The sequence below is a fragment of the Adhaeribacter soli genome (assembly GCF_008727925.1).
GTDB lineage: Bacteria > Bacteroidota > Bacteroidia > Cytophagales > Hymenobacteraceae > Adhaeribacter_A > Adhaeribacter_A soli.
In genome coordinates, this window is record NZ_VTWT01000002.1 from 526237 (window position 1) to 541759 (window position 15523).

The 15523-nt window shown below is 48.3% G+C and carries 9 protein-coding genes; 3 read left to right on the forward strand and 6 right to left on the reverse strand.

The window, feature by feature from the left end; all coding sequences use genetic code 11:
• Window positions 1-6: 6 nt before the first annotated feature.
• The 4 genes from clpB to F0P94_RS05650 form a co-directional block, all read right to left on the reverse strand.
• Entirely contained in the window at window positions 7-2625 is a 2619-nt protein-coding gene (clpB, locus tag F0P94_RS05635; protein WP_150902835.1) for an ATP-dependent chaperone ClpB, read from the reverse strand.
• A gap of 172 nt (window positions 2626-2797) precedes the next feature.
• Window positions 2798-3406, reverse strand: coding sequence for a transposase (locus tag F0P94_RS05640; RefSeq protein ID WP_150902836.1), 609 nt, complete (start codon window positions 3404-3406; stop codon window positions 2798-2800).
• Window positions 3407-3466: 60 nt separating this feature from the next.
• Window positions 3467-4039, reverse strand: a complete 573-nt coding sequence (locus tag F0P94_RS05645) for a hypothetical protein (RefSeq protein ID WP_150902837.1) — start codon at window positions 4037-4039, stop codon at window positions 3467-3469.
• A 403-nt stretch (window positions 4040-4442) separates the two neighbouring features.
• A complete protein-coding gene (locus F0P94_RS05650; RefSeq protein ID WP_150902838.1) occupies window positions 4443-5231 on the reverse strand; it encodes an SDR family NAD(P)-dependent oxidoreductase in 789 nt (262 codons plus the stop codon).
• 235 nt (window positions 5232-5466) lie between these two features.
• Between F0P94_RS05650 and F0P94_RS05655 the strand changes: the two genes are divergently transcribed.
• Window positions 5467-6192: a class I SAM-dependent methyltransferase gene (locus F0P94_RS05655; protein ID WP_191906932.1), complete on the forward strand. Its 726-nt coding sequence runs from the start codon at window positions 5467-5469 to the stop codon at window positions 6190-6192.
• 110 nt (window positions 6193-6302) lie between these two features.
• Here F0P94_RS05655 and F0P94_RS05660 read toward each other — a convergent pair whose 3' ends face one another.
• Together F0P94_RS05660 and F0P94_RS05665 are read right to left on the reverse strand one after the other, a co-directional pair.
• Complete coding sequence (locus tag F0P94_RS05660) at window positions 6303-6980, reverse strand: endonuclease V (RefSeq protein ID WP_150902840.1); 678 nt, start codon at window positions 6978-6980, stop codon at window positions 6303-6305.
• 166 nt (window positions 6981-7146) lie between these two features.
• Window positions 7147-7821, reverse strand: coding sequence for a hypothetical protein (locus tag F0P94_RS05665; protein ID WP_150902841.1), 675 nt, complete (start codon window positions 7819-7821; stop codon window positions 7147-7149).
• 224 nt (window positions 7822-8045) lie between these two features.
• On the opposite strand from F0P94_RS05665, the gene hemN reads away from it, so the two are divergent.
• The gene (hemN, locus tag F0P94_RS05670) at window positions 8046-9410 is read left to right on the forward strand and encodes an oxygen-independent coproporphyrinogen III oxidase (RefSeq protein ID WP_150902842.1); all 1365 of its coding nucleotides are present in this window, start codon (window positions 8046-8048) and stop codon (window positions 9408-9410) included.
• A gap of 882 nt (window positions 9411-10292) precedes the next feature.
• Complete coding sequence (locus F0P94_RS05675; RefSeq protein ID WP_150902843.1) at window positions 10293-15464, forward strand: beta strand repeat-containing protein; 5172 nt, start codon at window positions 10293-10295, stop codon at window positions 15462-15464.
• Window positions 15465-15523 lie beyond the last annotated feature (59 nt).

Here is a 15523-nt window from a genome sequence, read left to right on the forward strand (position 1 = left end):
CTGTTTCTATTCCTGACCCGGAATAGCCATTTCAATGTTGTTGAACTTGATATGGCCGTCTTCCAGTACCGCTTCCACAATGGCATCTTTCCGGATGCGGCCTGAAAGGATCTCTTTGGAAAGCTCGTTCAGGATCTGGCGCTGCAATACGCGTTTCAGCGGACGGGCACCGAAAGTAGGATCGTAGCCTTGTTCGCCGAGGTAATCCAGCACTTCGTCGGTTGCTTCCAGGTGAATTCCGGCTTCTTCCAGGCGTTCCTGGATGTGGCGGAACTGGATGGTAACGATCTTGCGGATCTCGCGCTCGCTCAGCGGCCGGAACATGATCAGCTCGTCGATCCGGTTGAGGAATTCCGGCCGTACCGTTTTCTTCAACTGTTCGAACACTTCTTCTTTTGTCTGCTCAATCACTTCTTCTTTGTTGTACTCATTCATGAGCTTGAAATTCTCCTGAATGATATGCGCGCCAATGTTCGAAGTCATGATAATGATTGTGTTCTTGAAGTTCGCAATCCGGCCTTTATTGTCCGTTAAACGTCCATCGTCGAGCACCTGCAGCAGAATGTTGAATACATCCGGGTGCGCTTTTTCGATCTCGTCGAGTAGGATCACTGAGTACGGTTTCCGGCGCACGGCTTCGGTGAGCTGGCCGCCTTCGTCGTAACCTACGTAGCCCGGAGGCGCACCAATTAACCGGCTCACGGCGTGGCGTTCCTGGTACTCACTCATATCGATCCGCACCATAGCGTTCTCGTCATTGAATAAATACTCGGCCAAAGCCTTCGCTAATTCGGTTTTACCAACCCCGGTAGTACCCAGGAAAATGAACGAACCGATCGGGCGTTTCGGGTCCTGCAGACCGGCACGACTGCGGCGTACGGCATCGGAAATAGCGCTGATCGCTTCTTCCTGACCGGCTACACGTTTGCCCAGTTCTTCTTCCAGGTGCAGCAGTTTTTCGCGGTCAGACTGTAGCATTTTGCTTACTGGGATGCCGGTCCATTTGGCAACTACTTCGGCGATGTCTTCGGAAGTTACTTCTTCCTTCAGCATCGGATTTTCGTCCTGCTTTTCGGAAACTTCCTGCTGCAGTTGTTTCAGGCGCTGTTCGGCTTCCTGAATTTTACCGTAGCGAAGTTCGGCTACCCGGCCGTAATCACCTGCGCGTTCGGCCTGTTCGGCTTCCAGCTTGAACTGCTCGATGTTCTCCTTCTGCTTCTGGATTTCCCCGATAATGCCTTTCTCGTTTTCCCACTTCGCTTTCAGGTCGTCGCGGCGGGAGCTGAGGTCGGCAATTTCGCGGCTCAGGTTCGCTTCTTTGTCTTTATCGTTTTCCCTTCTGATGGCCTCGCGCTCGATTTCCAGCTGCATGATGCGGCGGTTCAGTTCGTCGAGTTCCACGGGTAACGAATCGATCTCGATCCGCAATTTTGCCGCCGCTTCGTCCATTAAGTCGATCGCTTTATCGGGTAAGAAACGGTCCGTAATGTAGCGGTTCGAAAGTTCTACGGCCGCAATAATGGCGTCGTCTTTAATGCGTACGCCGTGGTGGAGCTCGTATTTATCTTTGATACCGCGAAGAATTGAAATGGCATCCGGCACGCTTGGTTCGTCTACCATTACGGCCTGGAAACGACGCTCCAGCGCTTTGTCTTTCTCGATGTATTTCTGATATTCCTTCAGGGTAGTCGCGCCAATGGCGTGCAGTTCGCCACGGGCCAGAGCCGGCTTCAGCAGGTTGGCGGCGTCCATCGCGCTTTCACCGCCGGCACCCGCACCAATTAAGGTATGGATCTCGTCTATGAAAAGTACGATCTCGCCTTCGGAATCTATCACTTCTTTGATAACCGCTTTCAGCCTTTCCTCGAATTCACCTTTGTATTTTGCACCGGCCACGAGCAAGCCCATATCCAGCGAGAAAATGGTTTTCGATTTCAGGTTTTCGGGCACGTCTCCATGAACAATTCTTTGCGCCAGGCCTTCTACAATGGCCGTTTTACCTACGCCGGGCTCCCCTAAAAGTACCGGGTTGTTTTTGCTCCGGCGGCTCAGGATCTGCAGCACGCGCCGGATCTCTTCGTCGCGGCCGATTACCGGGTCAATTTTACCGGCCTGCGCCAGTTCATTCAGATTTTTGGAATAGCGTTTCAGGGAATTGTATTTGGCTTCGGCGTTCTGGTCGGTTACCTTTTCGCCGCCGCGCAATTCCTTGATGGCCAGCTTCAGATCTTTTTCGTTGAAGCCGACATCTTTCATTAAGGTTGCTACATTATCGGAACCCGCCATAATGCCCAGCAACAGGTGCTCGATGGAAACAAATTCATCCTTGAATTCTTTCAGGTAGTTGGTTGCTTTTTGTAAGGCTGCCGCCGCTGCATTGCTTAAATACGGACTGCCGCCGCTTACTTTCGGGTAGCCCGCCACAATCTGATCGAGCCGTGCGTTCAGGATATTGGTATTGATATTCAGCTTCTTGAACAAGAACGAGGTTACGTTCTCGTCGGTCTGCAGAATACCTTTCAACAGGTGACCGGTTTCCACCGCTTGCTGCTGGTTTCCGCCGGCAATCTCAGTAGCCTTCTGAATGGCTTCCTGCGATTTGATGGTATAGTTATTAAAATTCATAGCTTTTTCTAGTTTTTGATACCGTTTCCTGAACTTATCAAACTACTGGCCAAAGGCTGATTTAGTTGTTTTCCGGAAATTATGCCAGCTTATGTTTGGGTGTAATTTTAATTTCCGGACTTTTTGGCTGACAAAAACCTCACAGGTCTCGGAGACCTGTGAGGTTTGGTGCTTAATCATCGCCAATTACATCCGTTAAATTGAGGAAATCCGGCGGTTGGTTGTGGAAAGTTTCGAACCAGTTTTTACCGCCAAACCATTCTAAAACTTCATCCCGTTTTAGCGAAGTTGGTTTATTCAGGAGAAAAGCGTGATAAGAAGAGTGCGGCCATTCCCGGAAGTCGGACAGGAAGCCGTGTTTCTGCGGGTTGAAATGAATATAATAAACCAGGCGGCTGAAATAATGCGGACTTTTTACTTCTATCCGGCCGAATCGCTCCTGAAATAAGCTGCCGGTGCGACTATACTTTTTGTTGATGGCTTTGGTGTAGGCGTTCATCAAGTTGGAAAAACCGCGGCTTACCATTGCCGGCAAAACCTCACAGGTCTCGGAGACCTGTGAGGTTTGTGGTTCATAGGTTTCTTTGATCCGGATAAGGAAATGGAAGTGGTTTTTAAGCAGGCAATAAGCAAAAGTTTCGGCTATGGGGCTGATATGATTTCGGTAAAGTTGCAGAAAGTAAGCATAGTTCTTTTCTTCCGGAAAAATGTCTTCCCGGTTGTTGCCGCGGGTAAAGACGTGGTAATATTTACCTGGCTCGAGCGGAACTACTTTCTGCATAAACGGTAGTACGGTTAAAACCTCACAGGTCTCGGAGACCTGGGAGATTTGAATTTAATCTCACACCCTTTTATACCCATCTGTATTCTCCAAACGCTGCAACAGAATAAACACTAACCGATAAATTTCCTGCAGGTCGGTTGGGTTGGTGATGGCCTGGTAGAAATAAACCGAGAATTTCAGGCTTCCTTCCGGCTGATCTTCGTTGGGGGAAAGCTTGAGGTGGGCTTTGGGGTATTTGAGCAAAACATTCTGAATGGCGGAATCGATCAGGATCTGCTTCAGGATTACCGGTTGGTTCGTTTGGATGATATAGGCGGCGTCGAGTTCCGGATAACCCAGCTTTGCATCTTCCAGGCCGAAAAGCTTTTCAATTTCTTTTACCCAGTCCTGTGGATAGATATGGAACCTTAAGGAATTCTGCTCCGGCACCAGGGTTGTAAAACGGGTGGTTTCAAAACCGCTTTCAAAGCCGCCGCCCAGGTCAATATCCAGATCGAAGAAAATGGTAGTGCCCTGCTGTTCTAAAACTGCGGAATATTCGAGAATAGTATCTTCCCGGGCCATATCTCTGGAAACCTGGGCCCAAAGGTCGTTGTCATTTTCACCGCTGAATTTCTTTACGTTTTCCATTCCGGAAATAGGTTAGGTTGATATATGTAGATAATGCGGCATTACGCAAGTAAAAGGGAAAAAGATAAAAACGACAACCTGTGAAGAAAACAAAAGCCCGGCAACATGGGTAGCTGCCGGGCTTTTCGGGCAAAAAACATAGCGTTTTCAGTTCAGGAATGAGGCAGATTTAATTTAAACTACTACGATTGTCATTTTGCAGGAAATTTAGGGGATCAAAGCACGGAATTCACAGGATTCTTTCAAAATGACAGAAAGGAAATAAACATAATCATGTAAACTACTCCGATTGTCATTCTGAAAGAAACCTTTAGATCCAATGCACAGAAATCACAAGTTTCTTCCAGCATGACAAAAAGGAAAAAAATCTAATTGTGTAAACTACAATTGTCCAACTTCTTACTTATTGAATATCTTCCATTTGTTTGCGCATTTGTTCGGCCATCATACTGTCGGGCATGGCAATTCCCTGAGCTACGTGCATTTTAGCTTTCATGGTTGGCAGCACCCGGGCTTCGCCTTTCATCAGTCCTTCGTAGGCGGCTTTGGCTACTTCAACCGGCGAATCCAGGTCGCCCTGGGCTACGCGGGTGTTTTCCATATTGGCTACTTTAAAGAAATTAGTAGCCGTGGCTGCCGGGCAAAGCACCGTCAAGCTTACCCCGGTTCCCTTCAGCTCATTCTGCAGCGATTCGCTCAACGAAAGCACATAGGCCTTGGTTGCTGCATAAACCGCCAGTAAGGGAATGGGCATAAAGGCGGCTTCGGAGGAAACCTGCAGGATCTTTCCGGAACCCCGGTTTAGCATGAACGGCAGGTACAATTTGGTAAGGTGCGTGAGCGAAGCCACGTTCAGCTGGATCATTTCCAGTTCCTTTTTCAGGTTGGTCTGGGCAAAGAAACCATGCTCTCCGAAACCGGCATCGTTTACCAGAATGTCGATGTCGAGCTGGCGGCGCTGGGTTTCGGTAAAGACCTGTTCCGGGCTGCCGGGAACGCTCAGGTCGCAAGGAAAGGTGATCAATTCGGCATCCGGGAACTCATTCCGGAGCCGCTGAGCCGCTTCTTCCAGCTTTCCGGGAAAATGGGCTACCATTACAAGGCGAAAGCCGTTGCGGGCAAAGCAGCGGGCCAGCTCAAAACCAATGCCGCTGGATGCACCGGTAATTAAAACAGTCTGATTCGAGGTCATAAGCAAAAGGGATTTAAGGTTTTCACTGTTTGCTTTTACCCTTAAGCTCCTGAAAACGTTGCCGTTCCTCTTCCCTGCCCTGTAAATAACTCCGGCTGGTCCGCATTTTACCGGACATATCCGGCCGGAATTTCATTTTTACATTTCAAGGACATTTACCAAAACATCAAAAAAATCAATCTACAGGAGTATGGTGTTAACAGAAATTATTTTAACTTTCAAAAAATTTTACTGCATGAAATACGCCGACTACATTAACAATATTTCTTTCCGTTACATACAACCGGGCTCCAAACCATTCCCCGGACTGGGCACGCTGAAGCGCATGCTTCTGAAAGCCAACCGGCCGATAGATGTTTTCAATACCGTTTTACCGGAAAAGCACGAAGAAATGAAGGACCGGCTGAAAGACGTTTGCAAGGTCCCGCGGATGTCGACTTTCGGGGTAGGCGCCATGATCAACCTGGGAGTTTCGCAATTGAAACCTGACGAGGCGTTTGTAAACGTTGGGGTTTGGAACGGCTTTACGTTTTTGTCGGGCGTGGCGCATAACCCTGATATCAAATGCGTTGGCGTCGACAATTTTTCGCAGTTCGGCGGTCCCCGGGAAGCATTTCTGGAGCGCTTTAACCGTTTGAAAAGCCCGAATCATTTCTTTTACGACATGGATTACCTGGAATATTTTAAGCAGGTGCACCAGGGCAAGATCGGGTTTTATATTTACGATGGCGGCCACAAATACGAAGACCAGCTGAAAGGCCTGCAGGTAGCCGAACCATACTTTTCCGACAACTGCATTATTCTGGTAGACGACACCAACTGGGACGAACCGCGCGATGCTACTTACGACTTCATGAAGCAAAGCAAAAATCAATACAACGTACTGCTGGATAAGAAGACTGCCCGGAATGGGCATTTAACCTACCACAACGGTATTATTGTTTTCCAAAGAGTTAAATAACGCTATTCCGCTTTAAAAATAAATTCCACCTTAGCAGCAGGTTTGTACCTAAAGCTAAGGTGGAATTTATTTTACGGTAATTTCAGGAAGCTGAATTATAGCTGAAACCCTTACTGGACTTCGCTTTTAAATACTTCGGCGTAATGATCGGCTAAGCGGGTTGGTTCCGGCAGTTTGTGCTTGATGGCAGTTTTTATAGCCATTTCAGTAGCAAATTCCAGGTCTACCAGGTGGCCGGCCGATACAAAAACCGGCTTCACGTTATCTTTGGTACATAGCGCATTGGCTATATGCTCGTTGCGGTGCATTACGGGCGTGAAAGTGCCCTTCGTTAGTTCCGGTTGCTCATACTTGCCTACCAGTATTTTTTTGGCCACGCCCATGGTTGGTTTATTCAGCAAAACCCCCAGCTGGCTGGCAATGCCTAAGCGGCGCGGATGCGAAATGCCGTGGCCATCCACCATGATCAGGTCGGGTTTGGTTTGCAGTTTATCGTAGGCTTTAATCAGGTTCGGCGATTCGCGGAAAGCCAGAAAACCAGGCAGGTAAGGCAACTCGACGGGCTCGTAATTCCAGACTTTTTCCAGCACCTGCATGTCCGGCCAGGAGAAAAGAATAAAAACCGAAAGAATATTTTCTCCGATAAAAGAAGAATCGCAGCCGGCTATGGTTTTGATCTCGAAGGTGGGCTTTTCCAGGCGGACCTGGCGGCTCATTTCCTGCTGCTGCTGCGTAAGTTGCTTAATTAATTCCGGGTCCGGAACAGGTGCATTGTATCGTAAAAACATGTTTTGGGTATAAGGGGTCAGTAGCTGATCTCGTGGACGAAATCTAGACTTTATACGCGATAATAAGGAAAGAATAGAATTAAAAAATTATTTATTGGTGTTATGTCCATTTTTTTTAGTAATCGACCTTTAACAACGAGAGGAAGCGAATAACAGCGGGTAATGATCAGGCGCTGCACGGTATCCGGAGATCGATAAAAAGTACCTTCCACTGGCCGTTTATATAGCCGAAATGAAACCGGTAAGAACTGGCCGTTTGCACGACGGTTTTCTTTACCAGCGGCAGCGTTCTTTCGATATTTTTCACTTCCGGATCGGGCAGGCTGGCATATTTGTAGATCTCATTTTTCCGGAACTCCTGATCGTCGGCGGCAAAGCAGCCTTCCTTGCTGTAGCCGCCGCTCAGTTTGGTTTCGGTACCGCAGGTAAAGGCCGGCAGGCTTTCTTCTTTCAGCTGGCACGATTGCAGCCGGTCTTTAATGGTAAAAAAAGATTCCCCCTTAAAATCGCGTTTGAAACTACGAACATCCTGCACCCGCGTCATTTTAGGCAAGGCACCGGGGTTTTCAATAATATAGAGCCCAATTTCCGGATCGATAAAGGTATTAACCCCTTCGGCATCTTCGTTGTAAACAGCTTCCTGGAAATCGAAGAACGCTTTGGCGAACCGGCTCATGTAAACCGGCTTTACAGGTTTCCCGTTGGCGTCGTCGGGCCCCTGCAGCGGACTCAGCACCGAATCGGCTTCCTGGGGTTGCGATACCCGGTTCTCGATCTGGTCGGAAGTATCGCAACTGAAAAGTAATAGCAGGAGCCCTAAAGGAAGGTAACGGGTTTTCATAGGCATTCAGGTTAGGCAAATTTACGAAACAACACTTTATAAGTTGAAACTTTCGTGGCAGCAATCTGGTTTTCAGGCCCGAAGCCCTGGCCTTTTATGAAGCAATGGAAAGAGGTTAATCCCAAAACTGCTTAGATGATTAAAATCAGTTAACCTGCTGACTTAAAGCTTTTTTATCCGACCTTTGTATCCTGAAATTTGTACCCAACCTTTAGCCGTTAAAGATGAGCCTGAATTCTGAACTGATCCGCAAGTACAACCTGGCCGTACCCCGTTACACCAGTTACCCAACCGTTCCTTTCTGGGACACCGCCGCGCCGGACCAAAGCCGCTGGGAACAGACCGTGCAGAGCACCTTTCAGGCCACGAATCTGGAGGAAGGCATAAGCCTGTACATTCACCTGCCTTTTTGCGAAAGCCTTTGCACGTACTGTGGCTGCAACAAACGCATTACCAAAAACCACAACGTGGAGCCGGTTTACCTGCAGGCTGTTTTAAAAGAATGGGAAATGTACCGGCAGTTGCTCCCGGCAAAACCCGTTATCCGGGAAATTCACCTGGGCGGCGGCACCCCTACTTTCTTCAGTCCGGAAAACCTGACTTACCTCATTACCCGTATTCTGGCCGGTACGGACCTGCATCCAAACCATGAATTCAGTTTTGAAGGCCACCCGAACAATACTACCCGCGAGCATTTGCAGGCCCTTTACGAGGTGGGTTTCCGGCGGGTTAGTTACGGCGTGCAGGATCTTTCGCTGAAAGTACAGCAAGCCATAAACCGTGTACAGCCTTTCGGCAATGTAGCTTACGTAACGGAAGTTTCGCGCGAGATCGGCTACCATTCGGTAAATTTCGACCTGATCTACGGCCTGCCTTTTCAGACGGAAGAAAGCATTAAAGATACGTTCGAGCAGGTAATTTCGCTTTCTCCGGACCGCATTGCTTTTTACTCTTACGCGCACGTGCCCTGGAAAGAAAAGTCGCAGCGGGCCTACTCCGAGGCGGATCTGCCCCAGGACGAAGAAAAATTCGCCCTCTATGCTTTAGGCGAGGAAATGCTGCTGCAGGCTGGTTACCTGGACGTGGGCATGGACCATTTTGCCAAACCTACCGACGACCTTTACCTGGCAAAGCAGGAGAACCGCCTGCACCGCAACTTTATGGGTTACACCACCAATGCTACCAAACTGCTTATTGGCCTGGGTGTATCCTCGATCAGCGATGCCCATTATGGGTATATGCAGAACGTGAAAACGGTGGAAGAATATTACGCCCTGCTGAAACAGGAGCAACTTCCCCTGCTGAAAGGTTATTTCCATACCGAAGAAGATGTAACCCTACGCCGCCACATTCTGGATATTGCCTGCAACGGCACCACCTCCTGGAGCAATTCGCCGGTTAAAAATAAAATAAAGACTGAAGTTTTCGACAAGCTGCTTTCCCTTCAAAATGACGGGCTGATAGAGCTTGGCTCCGAGGCCTTACAGGTTACGCCATCCGGCTTCCGCTTTATCCGGAACATCTGCAGCGCTTTCGATTTGAAAATGACGGTTACCGAAACCGAGAAGATGTTCAGCAAGGCCGTGTAACTGCTTTTTCAAGGAACAGCTTATTTTTTAAACTAAATTCACCCAACAAACCAATGATCCCGCCGGACTTTCCGGCGGGATCATTGGTTTCAGGAACTTTCAGAATTACAACCCTCAGCCCTGATTATTCTGAACGGAAACTTTCCTGCAACACTAAACAAGGACAAGCCAAAGGTTTAACCCAGCGTAACAATTTCATTATAAAATCCTTTTGCAGAAAATAGTAGGTTAACATTCTAAAAAAGTAAATCCCACTAACCTCCCCCATTATTTCTCTTCTTTAATCGGGGAATTCAGAAATAAAATCAAAATATCTGTTATCCCAGTACTTAGACAATTCCCCCCCCCCCCGCCGGTCAGGGCCGTTTCGTTCTACAGGATTTTCCCCTTTAGGGGAGTTAGAGCGATGTTTACACCTGCTGATTTTTATCAGATATTGTGTTAATGCCTTTATAATTCCCTCAAGGGAATAGTCATTAGCCAGTATGAATCAACCCTGCCCTTCCGGTTTAGCCTTCTTAAAATAATTTCATTTAAAGGCACTGAAATCAAAGGCCGGATTGCGCTAAAATTCAATATTGTGCGTCGTTATTCAAAATTTGGGAAAGTCACCCCAACTAAACACTATACACCCGAAAACAACAAAGCTTATACCCTTTCTCTTTGGGGTTTTACTAAAAAAATATATAAACTCATCAATAAAATAGAGAAATAACATTATATTTGAAAAACTATATCCATGAGTTAAATCCAGTTTTATGTAATTTAATCTAATAACTGAATTTTATAAGTTGGATATTCCTTCTATTTACAACCTTAAATCATTCTTTAATTAATCGCACTATTCATCAGAAAAACTCTTACAATTTTTAATTATACACTATGCAAAAACAACTACCCCAAAAGTTCAGGGCCCGTTCTTCAAAAATGGCCCGGCTTTTAAAAAGATTCGGAAAGGTCTCGGCTGTGGCCGGAGGTCTACTGTTAGGAACTACACTCAACCCAACGAACCTCATTGCCCAATCCATTCAGAACAATTACGATTTCAGCGCTTCCAGCGGGACGTTTACTCCCCTAGGCGCCTCAGCAACGCAAATGCCTCTGGTAAAAGCGGATGGGTACCTCTCTCCTGCTACACCGATTGGGTTTACCTTTAACTTCGATGGTGTTGATTATTCCAATTTTAGGGTAAGCTCAGACGGCTACATTTCATTTGGTACCTCTTCGACTAATACTGCGACCAATGACTTGGCAGCCACTACTGCAGCCCGCCGGCCTTTATTAGCGCCGTTGTGGGATGATTTAGACGGTAAGGCAACCGGCGGATCCAATGCCGCTTACGAAGTAACCGGTACTGCCGGCTCGCGGGTCTTTACCTATGAGTGGCTTAACTGGGAATTTAACTGGAGCTCCAATGCCCCGGTAATTTCTTTCCAGGTAAAACTCTACGAAGGCTCAAACAAAATTGAATTCATATATCGTCCTGAAAGCGGAAGTGTAAATTCGGGAGGCGCCTCGGTAGGGATTGCCGGAGTAGGTACCGGTTTAGGAAACTTTATTTCCTTGAATAACCTGAGCACCAATCCTTCTGCCAGCTATACAACCGAGACGACCAACATCAGCTCCAAGCCGGCAGCCGGCCAAACCTATACCTTTACCAGAGTTGTACCTTCAGCCATAGATATAGCAACTACAGGTCTGGTAGCTCCTAGCGCTACGCCTAGCGGCTGTTTCGGGCCAAACCAAACGGTACAGGTTTCCATTAAAAACAATGGTACAGCTCCTTTAAATTTCGCCACTACTCCTGTTACCGTAAATGCGTCGGGCACTGTTGGTACCGCTACAACTACTTTCCCGCCTGTTACCGTTAATTCCGGTACTTTGGCGCCTGGAGCATCGCAGACCGTTACGGTTTCTACTACTTACAATATGAGTACTGCCGGAACGTACACCTTTAATGCAGCTGCTACAGTAGCCGGCGATGGCCGTGCCAGCAATGATGCTATGGTGCCAGCCACGGTTACTTTAGATAGCCGTCAGGTTCCGAGTTTATTAACATTGCCTCAGGTTGTTCAGTTTGATGGCTTTACCGGCTCAAACCTGGCAACCGTTTACCCGGGTTGGACAGAAGCAAGCGGCACTACCCCAAGCGGTACAACTTCTAACTGGACAAGTGATGATTTCGGGAACGTAACAGGCGGACTGCACGGCATAGCTGCCAGAATAAACCTGGATGCAGCTTCTGATAATGTCTGGATCATCAGTCCTAAGTTTACTCCTACCGCTACTACGGCCTTACGGTTCGATCTAGCCCTTACCAACTGGAACGGAACTTCGGCAGCTACCATGGGCTCTGATGATGAGCTTCGGATAATGGTTTCTACCGATTGCGGTGCCACCTATTCGGCCATCCGTACTTTTAATGCCTCTACCCCAATCAGCAATACTGGTCAATCAGAATTGATCAGTTTAGCTTCTTATGCTGGTCAAGACATACTGGTAGCCTTTTATGCTACCGAAGGAACCGTAAACGATCCTGAAGACAATGACCTGTTTATCGACAACATTATCCTGGGAACGCCAGCCACAAATGACCTGGGCGTTACGGCTCTGGTTAATCCGGTTTCGACCGGCTGCTACGGCAATGCCGAAAACGTTACCGTAACTATCAGAAATAACGGATCAAGCCCAATTAACTTTGCCACGAACAATGCTACCGTACGGGTAAATACAAGCGGAGCGACAGCAGCTGCTTTAACGGCAACGGTAAATACCGGAACCCTGGCAGCTGGCGCAACGCAGAACGTATCGGTTGGTACTATCAACATGCTGGCAACCGGCACTTACAACCTCAAGGCTTTTACCAGCATAAACGGCGATACTGATAATTATAACGACACTATTACTATCGCCCGCTCGGTAGCTCCAAGGGTTACGCTGCCCCAGGTTGTTTGGTTTGATGGCTTTACCGGCTCAAACCTGGCAACCGTTTACCCGGGTTGGACAGAAGCAAGCGGCACTACCCCAAGCGGTACAACTTCTAACTGGACAAGTGATGATTTCGGGAACGTAACAGGCGGACTGCACGGCATAGCTGCCAGAATAAACCTGGATGCAGCTTCTGATAATGTCTGGATCATCAGTCCTAAGTTTACTCCTACCGCTACTACGGCCTTACGGTTCGATCTAGCCCTTACCAACTGGAACGGAACTTCGGCAGCTACCATGGGCTCTGATGATGAGCTTCGGATAATGGTTTCTACCGATTGCGGTGCCACCTATTCGGCCATCCGTACTTTTAATGCCTCTACCCCAATCAGCAATACTGGTCAATCAGAATTGATCAGTTTAGCTTCTTATGCTGGTCAAGACATACTGGTAGCCTTTTATGCTACCGAAGGAACCGTAAACGATCCTGAAGACAATGACCTGTTTATCGACAACATTATCCTGGGAACGCCAGCCACAAATGACCTGGGCGTTACGGCTCTGGTTAATCCGGTTTCGACCGGCTGCTACGGCAATGCCGAAAACGTTACCGTAACTATCAGAAATAACGGATCAAGCCCAATTAACTTTGCCACGAACAATGCTACCGTACGGGTAAATACAAGCGGAGCGACAGCAGCTGCTTTAACGGCAACGGTAAATACCGGAACCCTGGCAGCTGGCGCAACGCAGAACGTATCGGTTGGTACTATCAACATGCTGGCAACCGGCACTTACAGCTTCAAGGCTTTTACCAGCATAAACGGCGATACTGACACCTACAACGATACGCTGCAGCAGGTGACCAGAACCGTTGCTCCTACTCTGGCGCTGCCTCAGAAAGTTGATTTCAACAGCTTTACCGGTGCAAACCTAGCCTCTACGGCAGCAGGCTGGTATGAGGCCAGTGGCGCCAGCCCTTCCGGAACAACTTCTTCCTGGACGAGCTCTGCTACAGCCCAAACCACAGCTTTGGGATCGGTAACCGCAAAAATAAACTTCCCGACTTCCACTGCCACTACCCGCACCGAATGGATCATCAGCCCGAAAGTACCGGTAACTACCGCGTCGCAACTGCAACTGAAGGCAGCCGTAACGGGCAGCGGAACAGCTACAGCCGGAACCATGAACCCATCGGATACCCTGTTTATTATGTATTCAACTAACTGCGGGGTAAGCTTCTCGAAAGTGGGAACAATCACTTCCGCCGATAACCTGAACGGAACGTTACAGACCTTTAACTTTAGCCTGGCTTCTCTGGCTGGTCAGGACGTAATTTTTGGTTTATACGCTAAAAACGGAACGCCTCGTCCGGCTGCCGCTTACGACCTGCACATCGATGATGTAATCATCAGAAACCAGTTTGCCAACGATCTATCTCCGATTATTGTTAAAACTTCTAAGTCGGCTTGCGGCCTTACCAGCAGCGAGCAGGTGTGTATAGTAGTAAGAAATGAAGGCACTGCCGTGCAAAGCAATATCCCGGTGTCTTACAGAATTAATAACGGAGTTGCTGTAAATGAGATCCTGGCCGGACCGATCCAGCCGGGCGATACCTTACGTCACTGTTTTACTGCCAATGCTAACTTTGCTGCCGGCGGTACTTACAACCTTAAACTCTACACCGGCTTAAGCAGCGAGTTATATACCAGTAACGATACCATTACTTACAGCCTTACTTCATACAACCCGGTATTTACAGCTAGTAACGTAAACACTTGTGGTAGTGGCCCTGTTACCCTTACCGCTACTGCCAGCAACAACACCACCATTAACTGGTACACCTCTAGTACTGGTGGCACCCCGGTAAGCACCGGATTAACTTACTCTCCTACTGTTACCGCAAATACAACCTATTATGTAGAAGCAATTGCTTCCGGAACTGAATACACGGGTAGAACTTCTACCATCGGTGGGGATGGATCATTCGCAGGTTCAGGTGGAATAAAATTCAATGCGAACAGCGCGTTTACCTTGCAGTCGGTGGTGGTTTATCCGAACTCAGCAGCCGGCGGTACGCTGGTTATCAACCTGAAAGATGCAGCCAACGCTGTTATAGCTACCACCTCCTACACCGTTCCCGGCTCTACAAGCCTGAAGCCGGTAACTGTACCTTTAAACTTCAGCGTTCCGGCCGGCACAGGTTATACCCTGGAGCAAACAGCAGCTGTAGAACTGATCCGCGATTTTGCTCCTGCCTCTGGCAGCTATTATCCTATTACTTCCGCTAATGGGGCCGTTACCCTTACCGATGGTACCATAGCTGGCTACTATTACTATTTCTTTAACTGGGCGATTTCAAACACTTGCGCCTCGAACCTGGTTCCGGTTACCGTAACGGTAAATGCGGCACCAGCCATTCCAACGGTAACAGCCGGCGGCGCTACTACTTTCTGTGCAGGCGGTTCGGTGGCTTTAACGGCTGCTTCTACTACGGCCGGCGCTACGTATGAGTGGTTCCTGAACGGTACGGTAATTCCTAATGCAAATAGTGCTACCTACAATGCCAATGCCAGTGGTTCTTACACCGTAGTGGCATTGACTAACGGCTGCCCTTCTGCTGCTTCTACGGCTACGGTGGTAACCGTGAACGCTGCTCCGGCTACGCCAACCGTTACCCAGAATGGCAACGTACTTACTTCATCTGCTACTACAGGCAACCAGTGGTTCCTGAACGGAACGGCTATTCCGGGCGCTACCAGCGCAACTTATACCGCTACAGCCAATGGTTCTTACACCGTAGTGGTAACCACCAATGGTTGCGACTCGGCTCCGTCTGCAGCTGTGGTTGTTGGTATTTCCGGCATTGCCGATGCACTGGCTGGCATGAGCGTAGATGTTTATCCGAATCCGGCAACAGGTTCATTCAACGTGAAGCTGAAAGGCTATCAGAAAGATGCTACCGTGGTACTTTACAACCTGGCTGGTCAGCAGATCGCTGCCGAAAAAGTAACTGCCGAGGGTAATGCCAAAAACATCAGCCTTAAAGGATTAGCGGCGGGTACTTACCTGCTGAAAGTAACTTCTGAGAAAGGTGTGCAGGTAACCAGATTAATTGTACAATAAACTTTAGATTAACTTACCCTGAAAAGCCCCGGCAGTTTGCCGGGGCTTTTTTTTTGATC